Origin of the sequence: Marinobacter sp. F4206 (assembly GCF_019392195.1) — a bacterium.
Taxonomy (GTDB): Bacteria; Pseudomonadota; Gammaproteobacteria; order Pseudomonadales; family Oleiphilaceae; genus Marinobacter.
This window is the reverse complement of record NZ_JAHXKI010000002.1, coordinates 1,696,817-1,721,680: the sequence shown is the minus strand read 5'-3', so window position 1 is coordinate 1,721,680 and position 24,864 is coordinate 1,696,817. Positions and strand designations below refer to the sequence as shown.

At 59.1% G+C, this 24,864-nt stretch carries 19 protein-coding genes; 12 read left to right on the top strand and 7 right to left on the bottom strand.

Translation table 11 applies throughout. The annotated features are described in order from the left end of the window. The first annotated feature begins 27 nt into the window (after positions 1-27). Entirely contained in the window at positions 28-1,305 is a 1,278-nt protein-coding gene (gabT, locus tag KZO34_RS10270) for a 4-aminobutyrate--2-oxoglutarate transaminase (protein ID WP_219476212.1), read from the top strand. Between the two features lie 155 nt (positions 1,306-1,460). Further along, entirely contained in the window at positions 1,461-2,222 is a 762-nt protein-coding gene (locus tag KZO34_RS10265; RefSeq protein WP_219476211.1) for a VC0807 family protein, read from the top strand. 102 nt (positions 2,223-2,324) lie between these two features. Here KZO34_RS10265 and gyrB read toward each other — a convergent pair whose 3' ends face one another. The 5 genes from gyrB to dnaA form a co-directional block, all read right to left on the bottom strand. Beyond that, positions 2,325-4,739, bottom strand: a complete 2,415-nt coding sequence (gyrB, locus tag KZO34_RS10260; protein ID WP_219476210.1) for a DNA topoisomerase (ATP-hydrolyzing) subunit B — start codon at positions 4,737-4,739, stop codon at positions 2,325-2,327. A 78-nt stretch (positions 4,740-4,817) separates the two neighbouring features. Beyond that, positions 4,818-5,945, bottom strand: a complete 1,128-nt coding sequence (recF, locus tag KZO34_RS10255) for a DNA replication/repair protein RecF (RefSeq protein WP_219476209.1) — start codon at positions 5,943-5,945, stop codon at positions 4,818-4,820. Positions 5,946-6,065: 120 nt separating this feature from the next. Continuing rightward, positions 6,066-7,337 carry an ABC1 kinase family protein gene (locus tag KZO34_RS10250; protein WP_219476208.1) on the bottom strand — a complete coding sequence of 424 codons (1,272 nt, stop codon included), beginning with the start codon at positions 7,335-7,337 and terminating at the stop codon, positions 6,066-6,068. 10 nt (positions 7,338-7,347) lie between these two features. Then, a complete protein-coding gene (gene dnaN, locus KZO34_RS10245) occupies positions 7,348-8,451 on the bottom strand; it encodes a DNA polymerase III subunit beta (RefSeq protein ID WP_219476207.1) in 1,104 nt (367 codons plus the stop codon). Between the two features lie 56 nt (positions 8,452-8,507). Then, complete coding sequence (gene dnaA, locus KZO34_RS10240) at positions 8,508-9,962, bottom strand: chromosomal replication initiator protein DnaA (protein ID WP_219476206.1); 1,455 nt, start codon at positions 9,960-9,962, stop codon at positions 8,508-8,510. Positions 9,963-10,608: 646 nt separating this feature from the next. On the opposite strand from dnaA, the gene rpmH reads away from it, so the two are divergent. The 7 genes from rpmH to KZO34_RS10205 all read left to right on the top strand — a co-directional run bounded on the left by rpmH (position 10,609) and on the right by KZO34_RS10205 (position 16,427). Further along, the gene (gene rpmH / locus KZO34_RS10235) at positions 10,609-10,743 is read left to right on the top strand and encodes a 50S ribosomal protein L34 (RefSeq protein ID WP_008940054.1); all 135 of its coding nucleotides are present in this window, start codon (positions 10,609-10,611) and stop codon (positions 10,741-10,743) included. 12 nt (positions 10,744-10,755) lie between these two features. Then, the gene (rnpA, locus tag KZO34_RS10230) at positions 10,756-11,163 is read left to right on the top strand and encodes a ribonuclease P protein component (protein ID WP_219476205.1); all 408 of its coding nucleotides are present in this window, start codon (positions 10,756-10,758) and stop codon (positions 11,161-11,163) included. Continuing rightward, positions 11,163-11,453 (top strand): membrane protein insertion efficiency factor YidD, encoded by a 291-nt coding sequence (gene yidD, locus KZO34_RS10225; RefSeq protein ID WP_219476204.1) that lies wholly within the window; start codon positions 11,163-11,165, stop codon positions 11,451-11,453. Before rnpA ends, yidD begins: the two co-directional genes overlap by 1 nt. Positions 11,454-11,457: 4 nt before the next feature. Then, entirely contained in the window at positions 11,458-13,161 is a 1,704-nt protein-coding gene (yidC, locus tag KZO34_RS10220) for a membrane protein insertase YidC (RefSeq protein WP_219476203.1), read from the top strand. Positions 13,162-13,236: 75 nt separating this feature from the next. Further along, positions 13,237-14,607, top strand: coding sequence for a tRNA uridine-5-carboxymethylaminomethyl(34) synthesis GTPase MnmE (gene mnmE, locus KZO34_RS10215; protein WP_219476202.1), 1,371 nt, complete (start codon positions 13,237-13,239; stop codon positions 14,605-14,607). Between the two features lie 124 nt (positions 14,608-14,731). Continuing rightward, on the top strand, positions 14,732-15,478 hold the full coding sequence (locus tag KZO34_RS10210; protein ID WP_308318791.1) for a substrate-binding periplasmic protein: 747 nt from the start codon (positions 14,732-14,734) through the stop codon (positions 15,476-15,478). A 202-nt stretch (positions 15,479-15,680) separates the two neighbouring features. Then, the gene (locus KZO34_RS10205; protein WP_219476201.1) at positions 15,681-16,427 is read left to right on the top strand and encodes a substrate-binding periplasmic protein; all 747 of its coding nucleotides are present in this window, start codon (positions 15,681-15,683) and stop codon (positions 16,425-16,427) included. A 65-nt stretch (positions 16,428-16,492) separates the two neighbouring features. Here KZO34_RS10205 and KZO34_RS10200 read toward each other — a convergent pair whose 3' ends face one another. Further along, complete coding sequence (locus KZO34_RS10200; RefSeq protein WP_219476200.1) at positions 16,493-18,313, bottom strand: acyl-CoA dehydrogenase C-terminal domain-containing protein; 1,821 nt, start codon at positions 18,311-18,313, stop codon at positions 16,493-16,495. 248 nt (positions 18,314-18,561) lie between these two features. On the opposite strand from KZO34_RS10200, the gene KZO34_RS10195 reads away from it, so the two are divergent. The 3 genes from KZO34_RS10195 to KZO34_RS10185 are packed head-to-tail and all read left to right on the top strand — an operon-like array spanning position 18,562 to position 23,401. After that, on the top strand, positions 18,562-19,122 hold the full coding sequence (locus KZO34_RS10195; RefSeq protein WP_219476199.1) for a DUF3833 domain-containing protein: 561 nt from the start codon (positions 18,562-18,564) through the stop codon (positions 19,120-19,122). A 35-nt stretch (positions 19,123-19,157) separates the two neighbouring features. Then, positions 19,158-20,252 (top strand): efflux RND transporter periplasmic adaptor subunit, encoded by a 1,095-nt coding sequence (locus KZO34_RS10190; RefSeq protein ID WP_219476198.1) that lies wholly within the window; start codon positions 19,158-19,160, stop codon positions 20,250-20,252. Between the two features lie 2 nt (positions 20,253-20,254). Further along, positions 20,255-23,401, top strand: coding sequence for an efflux RND transporter permease subunit (locus KZO34_RS10185; RefSeq protein ID WP_219476197.1), 3,147 nt, complete (start codon positions 20,255-20,257; stop codon positions 23,399-23,401). A 15-nt stretch (positions 23,402-23,416) separates the two neighbouring features. Here the strand turns inward: KZO34_RS10185 and KZO34_RS10180 are convergent, their stop codons facing one another. Continuing rightward, positions 23,417-24,691: an EAL domain-containing protein gene (locus tag KZO34_RS10180; RefSeq protein WP_219476195.1), complete on the bottom strand. Its 1,275-nt coding sequence runs from the start codon at positions 24,689-24,691 to the stop codon at positions 23,417-23,419. Positions 24,692-24,864: the final 173 nt, after the last annotated feature.

The following is a 24,864-nucleotide window of genomic DNA, read 5'->3' as shown; positions in this document are numbered from 1 at the left end:
CGAACCTGAACTCAGGGAGAAGGCAAAGTGAGCAATAAAGAATTGCAGGCACTCAAAGAACGCTACGTTGCAGCGGGCGCGGCAAGTCCCAATGAACAATTTGCCGATCACGCAACCAACGCAGAACTCTGGGATGCGGACGGCAAGCGGATGATCGATTTTGCCGGCGGCATCGGTGTTCTCAACATTGGTCACCGTCATCCAAAGGTGGTGGAAGCGGTTAAGGCGCAGCTGGACAAGCTGATGCACACCTGCCAGACGGTCATGCCCTACGAGGGCTACGTCAAATTGGCCGAAAAACTGAGCGGCGTGGTGCCGGTGCGGGGACACGCCAAGGTGATGCTCGCCAACTCCGGTGCCGAAGCCCTGGAAAACGCGATCAAGATTGCCCGGGCCGCGACCGGCCGCACCAATGTGATCTGTTTCGATGGCGGCTACCACGGCCGGACCTTTTACACCATGGCGATGAACGGCAAGGCCGCGCCCTATCAGACCGATTTCGGCCCGATGCCGGGAACGGTGTACCGCGCGCCCTATCCGGTGCCGTACCACGGAGTCAGTGAAGACGAAGCGCTCCGTGGCCTGAAGATGGCCATGAAAGCGGACTCGCCGGCCAAGGACACCGCCGCCATCGTGATTGAGCCGGTGCTGGGCGAGGGTGGCTTCTACGCCGCACCCACCAGCTTCCTGAAGGAGATTCGCAAGATCTGCGACGAGAACGGCATTCTGATGATCGTGGATGAGGTCCAGAGCGGCTTCGGCAGAACCGGTAAGATGTTTGCCATCGAACACAGCGGTGTCGAGCCGGACATGATGACCATGGCCAAGAGCATGGCGGACGGCATGCCGATCTCCGCGATTGTTGGCACCGACAAGCACATGGATGCCTCCGGCCCCAACTCCCTGGGCGGCACCTATACCGGCAGCCCCACCGCCTGCGCGGCGGCACTGGCGGTGTTCGACGTGTTCAAGGAAGAGGACATCCTGGGTAAAGCCCAGCGTCTCGGTGACAAGCTCCAGCAGCGCTTCAGCCAGTGGCAGGAGCAGTTCGAGCATGTCGACAACGCCCGTAACCTCGGCCCCATGGCTGCGTTCGAGCTGGTTGAGAACAAGGACAGCCGGATCCCGAAACCCGAATTGGCGGCGGCGGTGACCAAAAAAGCCAAGGAAAAGGGTCTGATCCTGCTCAGCTGTGGCATGTACGGCAACACCCTGCGCTTCCTGATGCCGGTCACCATCGAGGACGCGGTACTGGAGGAAGGCCTGGCGATTGTCGAGGAAAGCCTGAAGGAAGTAGGCGCCTAAACGAGGCGTTGCCCCTAAGCGCTGATCAAAACCGGACCCGTTGGGTCCGGTTTTTTTATGCCTTCGGAAGCCCTCCAAATTGTCGTATACTGCCGGCATACCCCATTTCAACCAGCACTTCCGAACCTGCGGCAGTTCATCAACCAGGCTGATTTATGACTTCACCGACGACCTCGACGCATCCAGACCACAAGCCCCGTCCCTGGGTCGATTTGCTGGTCAGCATTGTGATTCCCTCCGTGATCCTGATGAAATTCAGCGGCGACGAACATCTGGGCAGCGTCAATGCCCTGATCATCGGACTGGCGTTTCCACTTGGCTGGGGACTGTTCGAACTAGTCCGCTACCGCAAGAAAAACTTCATCGCAGTGCTCGGTCTGATCAGCGTTGGCCTGACCGGGGGCATTGGCCTGCTGGAACTCGACGCCGGCTGGCTCGCCATCAAGGAAGCCGCGGTGCCAGCCATCATTGGACTGGCGGTGCTGATCTCGACGCGCACCAAGTTCCCGCTGGTGCGAACCCTGCTCTACAACCCGAACGTTCTGGACGTGGACAAGATCCATCGGTCCCTGGAGGAGCAGGGCAGCGTGGCCGAGTTTGAGGCGAGGCTGCTCAAGGCCAGCTATTTCTTCGCCGGTACCTTTTTGTTCTCGTCGATCATGAACTACGTGATTGCCCGCTGGATTGTCACCAGCCCGTCCGGCACCGAGGCCTTCAACGAGGAACTGGGCCGGATGACCCTGGTGAGCTACCCGATGATCGCGATTCCCTCGATGATCATGATGATGCTGATCTTTTACTACCTCTGGCGCACCATCCGCCGGTTGACCGGCTATACCCTGGAGGAGGTCATGGCGCCTCATCTGGCGGAAAAGGAAAAGCAGAAGCGGAACTCGGGTAATCAATCCGGCGGTTAATAGTCCCAGATCCCTCGGTCGTCCTCAGGGAATCCGGGCAAAAAAAAGCGGCGCAGGATTTCTATCCTCGCCGCTTTTTTTATGGCTGGATCGGCCGGGGAATTACACGTCCAGGTTGGTCACTTCCAGGGCATTGGTCTGGATAAAGTCCCGACGTGGCTCAACATCGTCCCCCATCAGCGTGGTGAAGATCTGGTCGGCCGCGAAGGCGTCTTCGATGGTCACCTTCATCATCCGCCGGGTTTCCGGATCCATGGTGGTTTCCCACAGCTGTTCCGGGTTCATTTCGCCCAGCCCCTTGTAGCGCTGGATATTCAGGCCACGCTGGGCTTCCTTCATCAGCCACGCCAGTGCGCCCTCGAAGGACAGTACGGCCTGCTTGCGCTCACCGCGCTGAACGTACGCGCCGTCTTCCACCAGGCCTTCCAGGGTCTCACCCATACGGGCAATGGCCGTGTAGGAGGAGGACTCGAAGAATTCATGATTGAAGACGTGCTCATGGGGAATACCATGAACATAGATGGTGACCTTGGGCAGGAACAGGTCCCGTTCCGGGTCCTTGGTTACCGAGAAGGTGTACTTGGTGCCGGTACGAGTATCCAGGGTCAGGCCTTCGCCCAACCGTGCCACCCATCGAGCCACGGCCTCTTCGTCCTTCAAGTGTTCGGACTTGAGGGTGACATTGTCCAGCATCTGTTCCAGGACCTTGGCCGGATAGGCCCGTGACAGCCGATCAATCATCGCCATGACTGCCTGGTAGTCCTTGACCATGGTTTCCAGGGCCGAGTCTTTGATAGCCGGCGCATCCGGATTGACGAACAGCTGAGCGCCCTCCAGAGCGGTCTGCGTCAGGTAGGCCTCCTTGGCCTTTTCATCCTTCAGGTATTGCTCCTGTTTGCCACGCTTGACCTTGTAGAGCGGTGGCATGGCAATAAAGACGTGGCCGCGCTCGATGATTTCCCGCATCTGTCGGAACAGGAAGGTCAGCAGCAGGGTCCGGATGTGGGAACCGTCGACGTCGGCGTCGGTCATGATGACGATGGAATGGTAGCGCAGCTTGTCGGGATTGAATTCCTCCCGGCCGATGCCGCAGCCGAGGGCGGTGATCAGGGTGCCGACTTCGACTGATGACAGCATCTTGTCGAAGCGCGCTTTTTCGACGTTCAGAATCTTGCCTTTCAGGGGCAGGATGGCCTGGGTCTTACGATCCCGGCCCTGCTTCGCACTGCCACCGGCCGAATCACCCTCCACGATGAACAGTTCGGACAGGGCGGGGTCCTTTTCCTGGCAGTCGGCCAGTTTGCCGGGCAGGCCGGCAATATCCAGGGCGCCTTTCCTGCGGGTCATGTCCCGAGCCTTGCGTGCGGCCTCTCGGGCCCGCGCGGCCTCGATCATCTTGTTGACGATCAACTTGGCTTCGTTGGGCTGCTCCTGCAGGTAGTCGGCGAAGCTCTGGTACAGCTCCTGCTCCACTGCGGTTTTCACCTCGGAGGAAACCAGTTTGTCCTTGGTCTGGGAAGAGAACTTCGGATCCGGCACCTTGACGCTGATGATCGCGGTCAGTCCCTCGCGGGCATCATCGCCCGAGGTGCTGACCTTCGCCTTCTTGCCCAGGCCTTCGTGCTCAATGTAGTTGTTCAGGGAGCGGGTGAGGGCGGCCCGGAAGCCGGCGAGGTGTGTACCCCCATCCCGCTGGGGGATGTTGTTGGTAAAACAGAAGATGTTCTCCTGGAACGCATCGTTCCACTGCATGGAGACTTCAACGGCGATCCCGTCTTCGCGCTCACGGTTGAAGTGGAAAACCCGGTTGATCGGTGTCTTGTTGGTGTTCAGATGCTCAACAAAAGCCCGCAGCCCGCCTTCAAACTCGAACACCTCTTCCTTGCCGCTGCGCTCGTCGGTCAGACGAATGCGTACGCCACTGTTCAGGAAAGCCAGTTCCCGCAGTCGCTTGGCGAGGATGTCGTAGTGGAATTCGATGTGGGTAAAGGTTTCCGGCGAGGGAATGAAATGAACCTTGGTGCCGGAGGCATCGGTTTCACCGACGGCGGCCAGCGGCGCATTGGGGACACCGTGGGTGTAGGTCTGTTCGTAGACCTTGTTGTCCCGACGGATTGTCAGGGTCAGTGTGGAGGACAGGGCGTTTACTACTGACACCCCGACACCGTGCAGACCACCGGAGACCTTGTAGGAGTTGTCATCGAATTTTCCGCCAGCGTGCAGAACGGTCATAATGACTTCGGCTGCGGATACCCCTTCCTCCTCATGGATATCAACCGGAATGCCCCGGCCATTATCCTTCACCGTAATGGATTCGTCAGGGTGAATGATGACACCGATTTCGGAGCAGTGGCCAGCCAGAGCTTCATCGATGGAGTTGTCCACCAACTCAAAAACCATGTGGTGCAAGCCCGTACCATCGTCGGTATCCCCGATGTACATGCCAGGCCGCTTCCGCACCGCATCCAGTCCTTTCAAGACTTTGATACTGGAGGAATTGTAGTTCGATTCGCTCATTAGAGACTCCTGAAGGGGTGTACCGGTAGCGGGCCTGGCCGTCGCTTCGGGGCGATTTCAGGTCCGGCCGGGCCGGTTTTATTCTACCGTCAATTTTCCATGTTCCACGTGGAACATTCTGTACTCCGGCGCATGATCGGTCGGCCACAACACATCCGGTTCGGGATGTTCGATGGACGTGATGAACACCTGACAACGTAACGCCTGTAACTTCCTGGCCAACATGGCCCGGTGGCCCACATCCAGCTCGGCGTTGATATCATCGAGCAAAAAGGTCACCTGCTTGCCCAGGTCACTCAACACCATGCCCTGGGCAATTTTCATCAAGATAACAAGGGTTTTCTGCTGGCCCCTCGAAAACGTTTCCGATACTGGCCGGCCTTGAAATTTTAACCGGATGTCGGCGCGATTCGGGCCGTACAACGTATGCCCCATCCGCCGTTCCTGTTCCCGGTGGCTAGCCAGGACATCCACCAGCGATTGGCCGATATCCCAGCCTGGATAAAACTCCAACTTCAGCCCCTGGGTCCACCCCACGTCCACTTCGTGGACCAGCTTTTCGAACGCGGCCTTGAATTGATCAAAGGTCTTTCGTCGTGCGGCGCTAATCCGCTCACTGAGGGCGGCATACTGGGTATCCCAGACCCGTAACAGGCCCTCGTCTAGTCTACCATTTCTCAGCGTTTGATTCCGCTGTGATGTGACCCTCTGGCATTGTTGCCATACCGAGGCAAACGAGGGTTCCACGTGGAACACCGCCCAATCCAGAAACTGGCGTCGCTTCCCCGGCCCACCCGCCACGATATCGAAAACGCCGGGATCAATGACCGACACGGGCAGGTGCATCGCCAGCGCAGAAAGACTGCGAACGCCTTCGCCATCCACCCTAAGAACAGTTTCTTTTTGGACCACATCCCGGGAAATACCCACACGATGGGCAATGCCGTTGGCGTTCGTTTCCGCCTCACCATCCGGGCCGCGATCCAGCCCACCGAATACCGTGAACTGCCGTTCGCCATGGCTCACCACCGCCTGATGCCGACTGACCCGAAATGACCGACCCAGCCCCAGATAACCGATGGCCTCGAGGACACTGGTTTTGCCGCTGCCGTTTTCGCCGTACAGCAGATTGAAAGAGGGAGAAAAGGTCACTGGCGCAGACGACAGATTACGGAAGTTCTGGGTCTGGAGTTTCACTAGCGCCATAAAAACGGGAACTCGAGAGAGGATGGTGGGGAAGTTCAAAACGCCCACAAAAAAGGCAGCGCCACTTGGTGCAACGCCGCCCTAGTGTACAAAAGCACGCCCGTTTAGGCGAGACATGCCTCAGTGCAACATATTCAACCGCTCGTCCATGAACACGTCCATCTCCGGCGCCAGGATGTGTACATAACGGTCGAAGTACAGGAACTGTTTCAGCAGCAACGCGAATTCTCTCGGGAAGTGCAGTCCGTGACTCTCCCCAATCTTCACCATATCCATCAGGATATGGTTTACGTCGTCTTCCGCCTGATCCGCTTCGTAGGGCACCTGGTCGGGAACCATCTTGTCCATCTGCTGATACAAACGACGAAGGTCCCCGGCAAGTTCATCGACCCGAACGGTCTGATGGGTGACGCCGATCCGAATCATGGCATCCGCCATCCCTTCGAAGTTGCCCACCATCACCGCCGAGATGAAATCACTCACCGCCTGCCAGGTATCCGGCTTGATCCGTCCGACAATGCCGAAATCAATAAAGCCGACCCGACCGTCCTTCAACACCATCAGATTGCCGGCGTGCACATCCGCGTGGAAAAATTCGCATTGGGTAAGACTGGCAAACCAGGTGTTCATGGCGGTGATCAGGGTTCGTTCCGGATCCCGGGCGTAGCCGCGAATGCTTTCCAGATCGGTCAGCGGGACACCGTGAAAACGTTCCATGGTCAGAACCCGGCGGGTGCTGCAATGCTCGTACACGAGCGGTACCGTGGCGTCGTCGTTGTGGGATTCGTGAAGAAACGTCCGGAAGACCTTCAGGTTGTTGGCTTCCTTGATGAAGTCGCATTCCTCCATCATGGTGCGTTGGATTTCCTCGACGATGCCGGACAGAGAGGTCCACGACAGCTTCGGCGCCAGGGTTTCGAGAATACGGGCTGACAGGTACAGGAAGTTAAGGTCGGTCAGCAGTATGTTTTCCACACCCGGTTTCTGCACCTTGATCACCACGTCCTCACCGGTGACCAGACGCGCCGCATGCACCTGGGCAATGGAGGCCGAGGCAAGGGCAACCGGATCGATGTCCGAATACACCTGATCCAGTGGCCGGCCCAGTTCATCGCGAATGATCTTCTTGATCACGCCGAAGGGCAGGTTGGGGGTTTTATCCAGACAGTACTGAAATTCCTCAACGTACTCTTTCGGAAAAAACGTTGGGGAACTGGCAATGAACTGTCCGAGCTTGATGTAGGTTGCGCCCAGCGATTCAAACGTCTGGCGCAACAACTGTGGAGTCGGGGGCCGCTCGCCCCGGACCCAATTGACACCCGTGCGCCCCAGTACGGACAGCGTCTGCCCGATTCTGAACGCGCCTTTGATTCCGTTCGTCACGGTGCCCATGTTCTTCCTCCTATAGCCTCATCGGCATGACCACATACAAGCAGCGGTTATCAATCTGCGACTCAATCAAGGCACTGCTGTTCGGGTTCGACAGGGTAATCTTCACCTGGTCATCATCCAGTGCGTTCATGACATCCACCAGATAGCCTACATTAAACCCGATCTGAAGGGATTCGCCCTGATAGTCCACAGGCAGCGCGTCTTCGGCCTGTTCCTGATCCGGGTTATTGGCAAATACCTGTAGCTCGTTCGGCGCCAGATTCAGACGCACACCCCGGATGTTCTCATGGGACAGAATCCCCGCCCGCTGCAACGTGTTCTTCAGGGTCGCCCGATCCGCCATCACGACCTTGTCTCCGCCCCGGGGGATGACCCGGTTGTAATCCGGGAACTTGCCCTCGATCAGCTTGGAGGTAAAGGTATAGGCGCCAACCGTTGCCCGCAGGTGGTTGTCACCAATTACCAGGGTAACCGGGGTTTCCACATCATCCAGCAACCTGGCGAGTTCCAGCACGCCCTTGCGCGGAACAATGACCTGCCGTGGCTCCGGGCAGCCCGTTGGCAGCTCCAGATGGGCCATTGCCAGGCGATGGCCATCGGTGGCCACGGTCCGCACATGCCCCTGGTCCACTTCCAGCAGCAAACCGTTCAGGTAGTAGCGGACGTCCTGCTGGGCCATGGCAAACGCCGTTGCGTCCAGCATCCGACCGAGCTCCTTCTGCGGCAGCTCCAACCGAAAACTCTCCGCCTCGTCTTCCACGTTCGGGAAATGCTCAGCCGGCAGGGTCGACAGCGTAAAGTGACTCTTGCCACAACGCAGATGCAGCCGATCCCCCTCCAGCGCCAGTTCAATGGGTGCTTCTTCACCCAGCGCCCGACAGATATCCGCCAACTTGCGTGCGGGTACGGTTATTTGTCCCGGTTGATCCACGTGCACCGGCGTTACCCGGCCCACCAGTTCCACCTCCATATTGGTGCCGGTCAGGGTCAGGGTATTGTCTTCGGCCACCAGCAACACGTTGGAAAGCACGGGCATGGTCTGTTTCTTTTCCACCACGCCGGCAATGCTTTGCAGCGGGGTAAGCAGGGATTCACGGCTGATCGTCAGTTTCATGGCACTCAGCATTCTTTTAGGTTGGAAGGGTGAATGTTATTCGCCAACGCCCGGTATCAGGTGGTCAGCAATCTCATAAAGTTCTGATAATCCTCGCGGATACCCGGATCAGTCTCCTGCAGTTCCACGATTTTCTTGCACGCGTGCAGCACGGTGGTGTGGTCCCGGCCTCCAAACGCATCGCCTATCTCCGGGAGACTGTGGTTGGTCAGCTCCTTGGACAGCGACATGGCCACCTGGCGCGGACGCGTCACCGTCCGGGTCCGGCGCTTGGACAACAAATCCGCCACCTTGATCTTGTAGTACTCGGCCACCGTGCGCTGAATGTTGTCGATGCTGACCTGCTTTTCGTGCAGCGCCAGCAGATCCTTGAGACTCTCACGGATGAACGGAGGAGTAATCTCCGAGCCCGTGAAGTGAGCATTCGCTATCACCAGACGAAGCGCCCCTTCTAGCTCACGCACGTTCGACCGAATCTTCTGGGCAATAAAGAACGCCGCCTCACTGCTCAGCTTTACGTTCGCCTGATCCGCCTTCTTCATCAGAATCGCAACCCGGGTTTCCAGTTCCGGTGGTTCCACCATCACCGTCAGGCCCCAGCCAAACCGGGACTTGAGTCGCTCCTCCATGTCCACGATCTCTTTCGGAAACCGGTCACAGGTCACAATCACCTGTTGCCCCCCCTCCAACAGCGCGTTGAAGGTGTGGAAAAACTCTTCCTGCGAACGCTCCTTCCGGGCGAAGAACTGGATATCATCAATCAACAGCGCGTCCACCGACCGATAGTAGCGTTTGAACTCGTTAATCGCGTTCAACTGCAGCGCCTTGACCATATCCGCGACAAACCGTTCAGAGCGCAGGTAGGCCACTTTGGCGTTCGGATTCCGACGCACGATCTCGTTGCCTATGGCGTGCATCAGGTGGGTTTTACCCAGACCCACACCCCCGTAGAGAAACAACGGGTTGTAGGCCCCACCGGGATTTTCGGCGACCTGCATGGATGCCGCGCGCGCCAGTTGGTTGGATTTACCTTCCACGAAGGTTTCAAAGGTAAACCCCTCATTCAGGAAACTCTGGTGCTTGATATCACCTTCCACCTGCACCGGGCGACGCTCGTTCGCCGATTTCGGTCGCACCGCCGTGTTGTGACCGACACTGACCGCAACCCCTTTCTCTTCCTCGGTTACCCGACTGCCCGCCTCTTCCTGAATGCCGCCCTTGGCCTTGACCGGAACTTCCGAGCGGGTCACCGGCTCACTTTCCCGGGGTGCCGAGCCCACCTTCATGTTTACCCTGGGTGCCTGACCACCGTTCAGGTCCTTGAGAACTTCTTCTATACGCCTGAGATATTTTTCGTTCACCCAGTCCATTACGAACCGGTTTGGCGCGAACAGCATCAGCTGCCCTTCGCGGTGATCGGACTGAAGGGGCCTGAGCCAGGTATTGAACTGTTGTGCGGGAAACTCATCCCGGAGTACTTCAAGACATTGATGCCACATACTGTTCGGCACGACAGCCTGCTCCCGATAACCCAGAAATGTCTCAGATCAGAATGAGGAGACATCCAATCCATAGAGGTGACTTCGGATTCTAACCTGACCGCCCGATCAGTGAAAGGGTAAAACCGGTTTCATGAACAGCCTGTGGAAATTAAATAACTTATTTTTCAATTTACTACAGACTTACCTACAGCCTTGTGTACAGAATTTTTTTAGGGTTCGACTTACTCACACCCCTGTGTGTATACCCTGCGATTAACCCTGTGTGAAACCCCGTACGGATCGGTGGATAACTGCCTTCCGATTTCATCGCCGGACTTATTCACATTTCGTATGCCATCCGTCCACAGACCTTATCGCGGTTTGTCACAACCCTTATCAATATCCTAACTTCCTATGAAACAGCTTTTTTTTTCCCTTATCCACAGAAAACAGCCTAAGTAATAACAGTAATAAATAATCTTTTAAAAGAATTCTAAAAAGACCTATAGATTTAATTACTGGCCCGACGAACCGGACGCATAACCAGGTCCGCACAAGCCCCTAGCAATAACCATTGAATTTCCCCCCGCATTTGCATAGAATGCCGCTCCTGTTTTGGCTGTACATTTTCCAGCCAGTTAGGAATTCCCAACTTACGAATTGTGAGATCATCACCATGAAAAGAACGTTTCAACCAAGCGTCCTGAAGCGTAAGCGCGTTCACGGTTTCCGTGCCCGTATGGCCACTGCCAACGGTCGCAAGGTACTGTCTCGTCGCCGTGCAAAGGGCCGCGCTCGTCTGTCCGCGTAACCAGTTCGCCTCATGAAGGCTTTGAGTTTCCCGAAATCGCACCGGCTACTGCGCCCGGCCGATTACGGCAGAGTCTTCGATGACGTACAGCTGAAAGTTCCGCATCGGAATTTTCTGATCCTGGCGACACCGAATAACCTCGGTCACGCCAGGATCGGTTTGATTTTTTCAAAGAAAAACCTGAAGCTTGCGGTTCAGCGAAACCGGATAAAACGTCAGGTCAGGGAGACCTTCAGGCACCAGCCCGACTATCCGGGTCTGGACATCGTGGTACTGGGGCGCCAGGGGCTGGCGAGTCTCGATAACCACGCCATCCGGGCTTCGCTGACTGAGCTTTGGCAACGACTGAAGCGAAAACATCAGCAATCCCAGCCATCCCGGGCAAACTCATCAAAGCCTGCCGGTAGAGGAACGGGTTAATGCGCAAACTCCTGCTCTTGCCCATTCGCTTGTACCAGTATGCAATCAGCCCCCTGATGGCCAGTCATTGCCGCCATACCCCCACCTGCTCGCAATTCGCTGTTGAAGCCATTAGCCATCATGGCGCGGGAAAAGGTCTTTACCTCGCAATCCGTCGGTTATTGAGGTGTCATCCCTGGGCCGAAGGCGGTTATGATCCTGTGCCCGGCCTGGCAGAACCCGCAAACACCGAACTGGCACCTTGCCGGCAGGCTGATCATTCTCAAACCCCAACCCAGACCAGACAGTAACTCTATGGATATTCAACGCATCGTATTATTTGCCGGCCTGGCTATTGTCAGTTATCTGATGGTGCTTGCCTGGAATGAGGATTATCACCAGCAGCCGCCCACTGAGCAGGTCGCGGAAGCAGCGTCCTCCCAGGCGTCTACCGGGACCGATAGCATGGTGCTTCCCGAGCAGGAGCAAGGCGCTCAGAGCGGTGAAGAGTTCACCACCCCGGAGTCGGGCGAACAGATTGCCAGCTCCACCGACGCCGACGTGACGGTCGAAGGCCAGTTCGTCACTGTGCAAACCGATGTCCTGGACCTCACCATCGATCGGGTCAGCGGCAATCTGGTCCAGAGCTCCCTGACCGACTACGACAAGTCCCTGAACAGCACAGAACCGCTGAAACTGCTGACCAACACCGAATCCCGCACCTACGTCATGGAAAGCGGGCTGATCGGTCGCGACGGTCCGGACAGCCGGGCCAATGGCACCGCGCCGGTTTACCAGACAACGGCCAACAGCTACACCTTGGATGAAGGTCAGGATCAGCTCACGGTTGATCTCACGTTCACGACCGACGCCGGAGTGACAATTACCAAGCGGTACCAGTTCGAGCGGGACAGCTATGAGATCGATGTCCGGTATCTGATCAACAACGAGTCCGGTCAGCCCTGGAAAGGTAACTTCACTGGCAAGATCGTTCGTGACCAGGCCCCCGATCCGACCGCCCAGACCAGCATGGGGATCAAGGCGTTCCTAGGCATGGTGATGAGCTCACCGGAAGATCCGTACGAAAAGTTTGATTTCAGCGACTTGTCGGAAACGCCCATTAACCAGTCTGTGACCAACGGCTGGCTGGCTTTCCTGCAGCACTATTTCCTGGCCGCCTGGGTACCGGAACGTGACCAGCCGGCACAGTTCCAGACCACCCGCCGCGGGCCACTTTACGTGATGGGCTTTGTCTATCCAGCCACCACCGTGGCGCCCGGGGAAACCGTGGAAGTCGGGGCCCGTGCCTACGTCGGCCCGAAGATCATCGACCGTTTGGAAAACGTGGCACCGAACCTGGATCGCACCGTCGATTTCGGCTGGTTGTTCTTCATCTCTCTGCCGCTTTTCATCATCATGGAATGGTTCTACGGCCTGGTCGGCAACTGGGGTGTGGCTATCATCCTGTTGACGGTCCTGGTCAAGGCGGTGTTCTTCCATCTCTCCGCCACCAGTTACAAATCGATGGCCAAGATGCGGGCAGTTGCACCGCAACTGACCCGCCTGAAAGAACTGTACGGCGACGATCGGCAGCGCATGTCCCAGGAAATGATGGCTCTGTACAAGCGTGAAAAGATCAACCCGCTTGGTGGCTGCCTGCCGATCCTGGTGCAGATGCCGGTGTTTATCTCCCTGTACTGGGTACTGTTCGAGAGTGTTCAGTTGCGGCACGCACCGTTCATGCTCTGGATTCAGGATCTGTCCCAGATGGATCCGTACTTCATCCTGCCGATCCTGATGGGTGCCAGCATGTTCCTGCAGATGCACCTGAACCCGACACCACCGGATCCAATGCAGGCCAAGATCATGAAGATGATGCCGTTGATCTTCACCGTGTTCTTCCTGTGGTTCCCGGCCGGTCTGGTACTGTACTGGCTGGTGAACAACATTCTGTCAATCAGTCAGCAGTGGTACATTACCCGCAAGATTGAAGCAGAAACGGCAGCCAAGAAGCACTGACCAGTGCGACTGAACTGAACCAGACAGAGGCTCCTTCATGGAGCCTCTGTTGGTTGTGTGCCCAAGGAATTTCAGATGAGCCAGACTTCAGACACCATTGCCGCCATCGCCACCGCTCCCGGTCAGGCCGGTGTTGGCATCGTGCGGGTTTCGGGCCCGGCGGCGGCGGAGATCGCCCAGCAGATGCTCGGGTTTGCCCCGAAACCCCGGTACGCCCATTACGGCCCGTTTCTGGACCAGGACGGAGGTCTGATCGACGAGGGCATCGGGTTATTCTTCCCCAATCCCCACTCCTTCACGGGTGAGGATGTTTTTGAGCTTCAGGGCCATGGCGGTACCGTCATCCTGGATCTCCTGCTTCGGGAGGTTTGCAGCCGCGGTGCCCGCCTGGCTCGGCCGGGTGAGTTTTCCGAGCGCGCCTTCCTGAACGACAAGCTGGATCTCGCTCAGGCCGAGGCCATAGCCGATCTGATCGAAAGCAGCTCGGAACAGGCCGCCCGCTGTGCCGTGCGCTCCATGCAGGGGGTATTCTCCCGACGGGTGGATGACCTGGTGGATGCAGTGACTCACCTGCGTATCTACGTCGAGGCCGCCATTGATTTTCCTGAGGAGGAAATCGATTTCCTGGCCGATGGCAAGGTCGCCGGCGATCTGCAGCAACTGCTCGAGCGGCTGGAAACCATCCTGGCGGGGGCTCAGCAGGGCACCATCCTGCGGGATGGCATGAAAGTGGTCATCGCCGGCCGTCCCAACGCCGGCAAGTCCAGCCTGCTCAATGCCCTCGCCGGGCGCGAAGCCGCCATCGTCACCGCCATTGAGGGCACCACCCGGGACGTACTCCGGGAACATATCCACATTGATGGCATGCCCCTGCACATCATCGACACCGCCGGTTTGCGGGACAGTCCCGATGAGGTGGAACAGATCGGCATTGCTCGGGCCTGGGAGGAAATCCGTCAGGCCGACCGTATCCTGCTGATGGTCGATGCCACCACCACCTCCGAGACCGAGCCGCACGAGATCTGGCCCGACTTCATCGACCAGTTACCCGCCAATGCGCCGGTCTCGGTGATCCGTAACAAGGTGGATCTTTCCGATGAAGCCGTTGGCATTACCGAGGGTGATGGCCACAGCGCCCCGGTGATCCGGCTCGCGGCGAAGTCGTCGGCGGGACTGGAGACTCTCCGTGACCACCTGAAACAGTGCATGGGCTTTGCGAGCACCACCGAGGGCGGATTTCTGGCCCGTCGCCGGCATCTGGATGCGCTTGAACGGGCCAGGGAGTTCCTGTTGCAGGGGCAAGGCCAGCTCGAAGGCTACGGCGCCGGAGAGTTGCTCGCTGAAGACCTGCGGGCCGCCCAGGACGCACTCGGGGAAATCACCGGCCACCTGAGCCCGGACGAGCTGCTGGGCAAAATCTTCTCGAGCTTCTGCATCGGCAAGTAACCCGGATAAAACCGACTGGTTACCAATTGAAACGTTTTTCCCGGGTAATGGCCCGGGTCAGGGCGTGAATCTTGCGTTCTGACAACGACCTATTCGTGTCGTTTTCAATTGGGAGTAACAAGTCGTGGTTAAAACAGTCCTGGGTTCTGCGTTGGTTGGCCTGGTTATGGCGGGGTCCTGCGCGCAGGCGGCCGAACGGCTGTACCTGTACACCGAGAATTTCCCCCCTTACAACATGAGTGCCTCCGGTCGGGCCTTCGAGCACAACGTCGGAGACATCGACGGCTTGTGCACCGAATTGGTAACCGCCGCCCTGAAACAGACCAATCTTGAGTACCGCATCAAGCTGCGTAACTGGGATTACGGCTATAACCGGGCACTGAGTAAACCGAATCATGGCATCTTCTGTACCACCTACACTGAAGAGCGGGCGCCTCAGTTCCGATGGGTCGGCCCGTTGACCAAGAACCTGTGGACCATCTTTGCCCCGGCGGGCTCGGAGTTCGAGATGGACAGCCTCGACGATGCCCGGGACAAGGTCTTTGGCGGCTATCGCAACGACGTCAAATCGGAGTATCTGATCAAGCGGGGTTATGAGGTTTCGGCCCTGGACAGCGACGACCTCAACCCCAAGCGCCTGGAGCTGGGCCAGATCGATCTCTGGCTGGCTGATCGCCTTGGCGGACCTTACCTCGCCTCCCAGCAAAACGTCGAGGGGCTGGTACCGGTGTTCTCGTTCAACGACACGGAACTGTTCCTGGCCTTGAATCCGGAGACCTCGGATGAGATCGTCGATAGCCTGAACGCCGGCCTGCAATCCATCCGGGAATCCGGCATGTTCGAGGCCATTCAGACCAAATACGGTCTCTGAACGAGTTTTCCACAGCCTGAACGGTCCCCGACCCGGTGCGTGACCTCCCTGGTTACCGGATCGGCGGGGGCGTTTTCCATTGATTTAATTACGAAATTAAACACATATTCGGTAAACCCCTGATACCAGCTGAGCTAGACTGCCGCCCGCATCAAGAGCGACGCCACCGTTTGTTGTGGTAAAAAATTAAAGGAGAGAAAACGTGCGGCATCTGTCCCTGCTGGCAACCCTGGTGGCTTTCCTCGCCATCACCCCGAACAGTCAGGCTTCTGACAAGCTCTACTTCTACACTGAGAACTTCCCTCCCTACAACATGAGCGCCACCGGCCGCGCGTTTGAGCACAACGGGTCGAACGTTGATGGCCTGTGCACGGAAATGGTCAAGGCGATTCTGAAAAACACCGATCTCGATTACGTGATCAAGCTCCGTAACTGGGACTATGGCTACAACCGGGCCCTGAATAAGCCCAATCACGGTATCTTTTGCACCACTTACACCGAGGAGCGGGCACCGCGCTTCAAGTGGGTGGGGCCGCTGACCAAGAACCTGTGGACCATCTTTGCCCCGGCGGACTCGGAGTTCGAGATGGACAGCCTCGACGATGCCGAGGACAAGGTTTTTGGTGGCTACCGCAACGATGTCATGACCGAATACCTGCTGGCCCGAGGCTACGAGGTATCGGCCCTGGACAGCGACGACCTGAACCCCAAGCGTCTGGAGCTGGGCCAGATCGACCTCTGGATCGCCGATCGCCTCGCGGGCCCTTACTTCGCCTCGCAGCAGAACGTGGAGGGCCTGGTCCCGGTTTACTCGTTCAACGACACCGAACTGTTCCTGGCGATCAATCCCAGAACCCCGGACGAGGTTGTGGATAAGTTGAACGAGGCCCTGGAGCAGGTCCACGACTCCGGCATGTTTGAGGCCATCGAGACCAAGTACGGTCTCTGAGGTTCGGATTGGTTGCTCGCCGGGATTGTGGAGTCCCGGCGATGACCCGATAACGGCGGGTCCGGTCAGCCGGTGAAGGCCATGTCCTCGGCGTCCAGTTGCATCAGGTTGTTGGTGGGGCTCAGCATGCTGGTGGCGTGGGCCTGCGCCCGTGGCAGCAGCCGTTCGTAGTAGAACTCGGCGGTGGCCAGCTTGGCCTTGTAGAACGCCGCGGATTCCTCACCGCCCTTGCTCAGCCGGTCTGCGGCCACGGCCGCCTGGCGGGCCCAGATGTAGGCCATGGTGACGTAGCCGCTGTACATCAGGAAATCGTTTGCCGCCGCACTCACCACGTCCCGGTCCTTGCGGGCTGCCAGCATTACGCGGACGGTCAGCAGGTTCCATTGGGCGGTCAGTTTCAGCAGTTCCACGGCATACGGACGCAAACGCTTGTCGGTCAGGTGCTTGCGGGCGAAGTTGGCTACTTTCAGGGTAAAGTCCCGCACGGCCCCACCCTGGGTCATCAACAGCACCTTGCGCCCCAGAAGGTCCAGGGCCTGGATGCCGGTGGTCCCCTCGTAGAGCGTGGCGATCCGGGTGTCCCGGACAATCTGTTCCATCCCGTGCTCACGGATGTACCCGTGGCCACCAAATACCTGCATGCCAAGATTGGCGGCCTCACACCCCAGTTCGGTGAGGAAGCCCTTCAGGATCGGCGTTAGGAAGCCGAGTTTGTCGTCGTACCTGTCGGCTTTCTTCTGATCGCCCGTGGTGTGGCCCTCCACCATGTGGTCCGCCAGTCGGGCAGCGTAGTAGAGCATGGCCCGACCACCTTCGGCGATGGCCTTCTGGGTCAGTAACATCCGGCGCACATCGGCATGGTGAATCAGCGCGTCGGCGACCTGTTCCGGTTCCTTTTTGCCGGACAGAGCCCGCATGGAGCGGCGCTCCCGGGCATAAGCCAGCGCCCACTGATAGGACAGCTCTGCCGGACCCACACCCTGGATGGCGGTACCGATGCGGGCGGTGTTCATAAAGGTGAACATGCAGTTCAGGCCCTCGTTCTCCGGCCCGATCAGGTATCCGGTGGCACCGTCAAAGTTCATCACGCAGGTGGCGGACGCCTTGATGCCCATTTTCTTTTCCAGGCTGCCGCAGGTCACGGCATTGCGTTTGCCAACACCGCCATCGTCGGTCGGCAGGAACTTGGGCACGATGAACAGGCTGATTCCCCGGGTGCCCTTGGGTGCGTCCGGCAGGCGGGCCAGCACGATGTGGACAATGTTCTCGGTCAGGTCATGGTCGCCCGAGGAGATGAAAATCTTGGTACCGGTCAGTCGGTAGCTGCCATTGGCCTGGGGCTCGGCTTTGGTTTTTACCTGGCCGAGATCGGTACCGCATTGGGGTTCGGTCAGGCACATGGTGCCCGCCCAGCGACCCTCGGTCAGCGGGGCGAGGTAAGTGTGCTGCTGCGCCTCACTGCCATGCAGGAAAATGGTGTTCATGGCACCGAGGGACAGGCCCGGGTACATGGAGAACGACCAGTTTGCGGTGCCCATCATCTCCTGCTTGAGCAGGCCCATGGACGCGGGCAGGCCCTGGCCACCGAATTCCTCGGGCGCGGACAGTCCCTGCCAGCCGCCCATGGCGTACTGCTCGTAGGCCTCCTTGTAGCCCGTCGGGGTGGTGACGACGCCGTCTTCCAGCGTGCAGCCTTCCTCATCCCCGGTCTGGTACAGCGGGCTCAGCACCTCTTCGCAGAACCGGCCACACTCGGTGAGGATGGCGTCAACAATGTCCGGGGTGGCGTTACCACCGCTGGCAAGGCCCTGGTAGTGTCGGGGGTAATCGAACACTTCATTGAGCAGGAATTTCATGTCGCGCAATGGCGCCTTGTAAACCGGCATAACGGTTCCTCGTGTTCTCTTGATGTCAGGTTTGAGAGGTCAGTTTGGCCTCCATTGCTCTCTGTTTTACGGTATTACCCGTGCGCTGCCATTGACGAAAAGCACTCGCGCTCCTGTCAGGAAAGACAATTGGCTGAAATGACGAAACCGCCGAGAGGCCTTGACGCAGGCTGATCGGAGTGCCCGGGTACTGCGTATTCTTGGGCACAGTTGTTTCATCCATGTTCTGTTGCGCGAGTGTAAAAGTCATGCAAATCCCCTCTGTTAGCGTTGCTGTCTCTGGTCTGGTCCGGGTTCTCTGGGTATTGTTCGGGGTGGGGCTACTCGCCGGATGCGCGGGCCCCTCACTGGAGGATTACAGTGAGCGCGCGCCCGCGCTGATCCCGGACCAGTTCTTCACCGGCGAACTGTCGGCCCGGGGTGTGGTGAAGGACTATTCCGGTGAAGTGATCCGTACCTTCGACGCGGATATCTCCGCCTCCTGGGATGACGATGGCACTGGCACTCTGGACGAGGTCTTTCGGTTCGACGACGGCGAGGTCCAGACCCGGGTCTGGACGCTGGCTCCCGTCGAACAGGGGTATCGCGCCACGGCCGGGGATGTGGTCGAGCCCGGCATGATGGAGTGGCAGGGCAATGCCATTCACATGAACTATGTCCTGCGGGTGGCGTACGGTGACGGCACCCTGGACGTGCGCATGGACGACTGGATGTACCTGGTGACGCCGGACACCCTGATCAATCAGACCACCATGAGTAAGTGGGGCATTGAGGTCGGGGAGATCGTCCTGGTCATCCGGAAGAAATAGACTCACCTGACGATTTACAGACGCTGGAATCTCTTATGTGGAAGCAATGGCTGGTGGCACTGGTTTTGGTTGTAGTGGCGGCGGGCGCTGCGGTGGGGTATCAGAATCTGGGCGTCGAGGATGCGGCAAAGGCCGGTCGCGAGCGCCCGGCCAGCGTGGTGAACACCCGGTTGCCGGAACAGGATACCGTTCGGGATGTGGTCAAATCGGTGGGTAACCTCCGGGCCATGAACGCGGTGGCGCTGACCACCGAGGTCAGTGGCCGGGTGATTGCCCTGAACCTTCGGCCGGGCGACCGGGTCAGTGAAGGGGATGTTCTGTTGCGACTGGACGACCGTCAGGCCCGGGCCGATCTCCAAGTGATCGAATCCCAGTTGGCGGACAGCCGCCGACAGTTGGATCGGGCCCAGCGGCTGCGCTCGAACAACAGCGTATCCCAGGCTCAGGTGGACGCACTGAGGACCACCGTGATCGTCGCCGAGGCCCAGCTGGACGCTGCCCGGGTTCGGTTGGAAAATCACCGGATTGAAGCACCCTTTGATGGCGTGGTTGGGCTCAGCGACATTGCCGTTGGCGCCTATGTGAGTGCTGGAACGCCGGTAACCACCCTGGATTCCACCGACCGCATGGAACTGAATTTTGCCATCCCGGAGCGGTTCCTGGGTCAGGTCGGGCTGGGACAGCCAGTCACCGGGCGTTCGCCCGCTTTTCCCGAGATCCGGTTTACAGGCCAGCTCGCCGAGCTGGGCACCCGCATCAATGAACTCAGCCGGACCCTGCCGGTGCGGGCCCTGATTGATAATCCGAACGGTATGTTGCGTCCGGGGCAGTTCATGTCGGCGACCCTGACGCTCAGGGAGCGAGAGGCCCTGGTGATTCCGGAACAGGCGGTGATGATTCGGGGCGATGAACAGTATGTGTTTGTTGCCGAGGATGGCATTGCCCGACGGATCTCCGTCACCCTGGGATCGCGGATGCCGGGCAGGGTGGAAGTGGCCGAGGGACTGACCCTCGAGGATGCGGTGATTGTCACCGGCCAGGACCGCATCAGCAGCGGTGACCGCATCGAAGTGGTGGATGGCGAAAATGCCATTCCCGATAACCGCTTTAGCCAGTCCCTGGAGACCTGACCTTGATTCTCTCCGATGTCTCCATCAAGCGACCGGTATTCGCGACCGTTCTCAGTCTCCTGATTGTGGTGTTTGGCCTGGCCGCGTTGCTGGGGTTGCCGGTGCGGGAGTATCCGGACATCGATCCGCCGGTGGTGTCCATTTCCACGAACTATATCGGCGCTGCAGCGGAAGTGGTGGACACCCAGATTACCCAGGTTGTGGAGGGTGCAATCAGCGGTATTGAGGGCATCCGATCCATCGAGTCGTCCACCGAGCAGGGGGAATCCCGCACCAGCATCGAGTTTTCCACAGCCAGGGATGTGGATATCGCCGCCAACGATGTCCGGGATGCTGTGTCCCGGGTCGCCGATCAGTTGCCGGATGAAGCCGAGTCTCCGGTGGTTCGCAAGGCCGACTCCGACGCTCGCCCGATGATGTGGGTGACGCTGCGCAGCGATGTCTGGGACAGCGCCGAACTGAGTGATTTCGCCGATCGGGCACTGGCCGATCGGCTGTCCGTGCTTGATGGCGTGGCCGACGTCTCCATTGGTGGTGAGCGCCGTTACGCCATCCGGGTGTGGCTGGATCGGGAGCGTCTGGCGGCCCGGAACATTACCGTGGCCGAGGTGGAAGCGGCCCTGCGCCGCAACAACGTGGAGTTGCCCGCCGGTTCGGTGGATTCCTCCACCCGTAACTTCACCGTCCGGGCCGAGGGCCGGTTATCCACCGTCGACGAATTCCGGCGGCTGGTCATCCGTCGCGACGGTAACGACCTGCTGCGCCTCGGCGAGGTCGCGAATGTACAGATGGGCGTGGAGTCGGACGTCAGCCGGTTACGCGCCAATGGCCAGACTGCCATCGGCATGGGCATCATCCGCCAGTCCAAAGCCAACACCGTGGCGGTCTCCGATGCGGTTCAGGCGGAACTGGAAAAAATCCGGGAAACCCTGCCACCGGAAGTGACCATCGCCGAAAGCTACGACGAATCCATCTTTATCCGGGCGTCGATCAAGGAAGTGCTCATCACCCTGGCGATTGCCGTATCCCTGGTGATTTTGGTGATCTTCCTGTTCCTGCGCTCCTGGCGTGCGACATTGATTCCGGCGGTGACCATCCCGGTGGCGGTGATCGGCGCCTTTATCGGACTGGGCTTCCTGGGGTTTTCCATCAACGTACTGACCCTGTTGGCCGTCATTCTCGCCATTGGCCTGGTGGTGGATGATGCCATCGTGATGCTGGAGAACATCCAGCGCCGGATCGACGATGGTGAACCGGCGCTGCTGGCGTCCTACCGGGGCGCAAAGCAGGTCGCGTTTGCAGTCATCGCGACCACGTTGACCCTGGTGGCCGTGTTCGTGCCCATCTCGTTCATGGGCGGCAACATCGGTCGCCTGTTCGCCGAGTTCGGCTTTACCCTCGCCGCCGCGGTGGTGGTCTCCAGTCTGGTGGCGCTCACCCTGGCGCCCATGTTGTGCTCGAAATGGCTCCGGCACAGTCCGGAGTCGGCCGAGGGTCACCGCTTGTGGGCCGCCAGTGAGAAGGTTCTTGATGGCCTGACCAGCGGGTACCAGCGGTTGTTGAAGTTCTCCCTGAACCAGCCGGGCCTGCTGCTCGGTCTCGGAATCGCGGGCCTGATTGCCGCTGCGGTTATCTACCCGAAGCTGCCCCAGGAACTGGCGCCGACCGAGGATCGTGGCATCATCATCATGCCCACCAGCGCGCCCCGGGGATCGACGGTGGAGTATACCGATCACTATGTTCGTCAGGCCGAGGAGCAGCTGCTGCCCTACCTGGAATCCGGTGTCGCTGACCGGCTGTTGTCCATCGTCGGATTCCGCAACGAGGAAGACAACGCCTTCATGATCATGGGGCTGGTGCCCTGGGAGGAGCGGGACACCAAACAGCAGCAGATTACCAGTGAGTTGCGGGGCAAGCTCAGCCAGATCTCGGGGATCCGGACCGTGGCGGTAAACCCTGCGGGATTGGGGCAGCGTGGCTTTAACCAGCCGGTGGAGTTTGTCATCGCCGGGCCGGATTACGAATCGGTGCAGGCCTGGAGCGATGAACTCGTGGAACGGGCAAAGGAAAACCCCAATCTGCTGAATCTGGAAACCGATTTCGAGCTGACCCGCCCTGAGCTGCGCGTGTCCATTGACCGGGAACGGGCAGCGGATCTGGATATTACCGTCCAGGATGTCGGCCTGACCCTGCAGACCATGCTGGCCTCCCGTCAGGTCACCACCTATCTGGACCGGGGGCGGGAGTATGACGTCATTGTCCAGGCGTCGGACGCCGATCGGGCAACACCGGCGGATCTGGGCCAGATATTCCTGCGCCCCCGGGACGGTGGCAGCCTGATTCCCCTGCAGGCCCTGGTATCGGTCAGGGAGACCGGTGCCAATCCGGACCTGCGCCGCATCGACCGGCTGCCGGCTGTGGTCATCAGTGCGTCGCTGGCAGATGGGTACGATCTCGGGTCGGCCCTGACTTACCTGAACAACCTGGCTGTGGATAACCTGCCGCCGGAAGCCCGGGTCAGTTACAAGGGCCTGTCCCGGGAGTTCGAGGAATCGTCCGCGGCCATTTATCTGACCTTCGGGCTGGCATTCGTGATCGTCTTCCTGGTGCTGGCCGCACAGTTCGAAAGCTGGATTCACCCCCTCATCATCATGCTCCCGGTGCCGCTGGCCGGGACCGGTGCCTTGCTGGCCCTGTGGTGGTCCGGCATCAGCCTGAACATCTACAGCCAGATCGGCATCATCATGCTGCTGGGGTTGATGGCCAAGAACGGGATCCTGATTGTCGAGTTTGCCAACCAGCTGCGGGACAAGGGGTATGCGGTTAAAGACGCGATTCTGGAAGGGGCCGGTCTGCGTTTCCGGCCGGTATTGATGACCACCATCTCGACGGTGTTCGGCGCGGTCCCGCTGGTGATTGCCACCGGCGCCGGCGCAGAGAGTCGGGCCGCCATCGGCATGGTGATTCTGGGCGGGTTGGTGTTTGCCACCACCCTGACGCTGTTCATCATCCCGGTGCTGTATAACCTGCTGGCGCGTTTTGCCAAGTCCACCAACGCCGTGGAGATGGAGCTGGAACGCCAGGCTACCGGTTCGGCCGGGGGCTCCGGCATGGCCGCGGCGCCCCGGAAACGGGCGGACGACTTCTGAGGTCGGGACCGCCGTTCAGAGTGTGGAGGGAAACGCCATCTGGCCGTGAAAGACTTCGTCCGGGTGCACGTCTACGCAGAGCACCTGGACACCGGACCGGGTCGGAAGGCTGGTCGACAAGGTGATGGTGCGTTTGGCGTCGGGCAGGGCGACGTAGGGCCGGGAGCTGTTGATATGTTGCGGTCGCTCCAGGGCGTTACGGAAGTATTCCCGATGGCCCCAGCGTGCACCAGCCGAATGGTACAGGGGGTTGAATTTGCCCCGATTGAGATCCTGGCTGGCGTGAGCCAGGTTGCCCTGCTGTACACCATTGCCGTCCAGTACGAAGCAGCGCTTTACCCCGTCCAGTTCCAGCAGGCGCTGGCAAGCGAGGCGGAAATCGTTGCCGCGCGCCAGACCGTGGCAGGCATCCATGATCTCGAAGCGTAACAGGCGCAGGTAATTTTCCTGGTCCCGATGGTCCTGCAGCGTCCACTCGCTGGCGTCGGTCACCACCGTTCGCAGCCGGGATTCCGATTTATCCACAGTGGCGTCGGCAATGATCCCAGGCCGGGCAAACAGGAACCCCTGCAACAGGTCGGCTTCAGTAGCCAGGGCGATTCTGGCCTGAGCACCATTTTCGATGCCTTCGAGCAACACCATGCTGCCGCTCTCTCGGATCATCCGTACCAGACTCTCCAGCAACAGTCGGGCCCGATTGTTGGTCTCCGCGTTGACCAACAGGCTGCGGTCCAGCTTTACGATCAGCGGGTTGATTTGCCACAGGCGCTCGAAATTGGAATCGCCCATGCCGAAATCATCGATCGCAATCTGAAAACCCAGGGTTTTGGCATTGTGGATAAATGCCATCAATGCGCCGGGGTCTTCCGACGCGGTTTCCACCAGTTCCAACACTACTTTTTCCGGGTGGATGCCGTGGCGTTTGCATTGGGCAGCCAGGCGTTCCAGGGAGGCCTCGGGGTGGACACAGGTGTCGGGGTTGATGTTCAGGAACAGCCAGACCGGACTGGATTGGGCCGAGTAATTGGCCAGATGCAGGTGCAGCAGGTGTTTGTCCAGTTCTGCGGTCTGACCCCGTGCCTGCGCTTGCTCGAACAGGCTCACCGGTGACACCGGCTGACTGCGCCGGCTCACGCGTACCAGCGCCTCGTAACCGACGAGTTTCTGATGGGTTGGACTCAGAATCGGCTGGTACACGGACTGGAATTCGTGACTGTGGATAACGTTGGAATCGGGGGTCACCCCGATCCCGGCATGGCTACGGCGTGAAAGCCGGACTACGCTGCTCATGGTCAGCACCCTCGGACCTTGCTGTTGTTGGAGCCGTCCTGGCCATGGATTAACATCAATAGGATGGTAACGACTCGCGAAATCCGTGCCAAAGCCGGTGAGAGCAGCAAACACGTGAGACAAAGGGTCTGAAACCGGGCCGGGAATTAAACGACTGCACAAAAAGGGTGCGC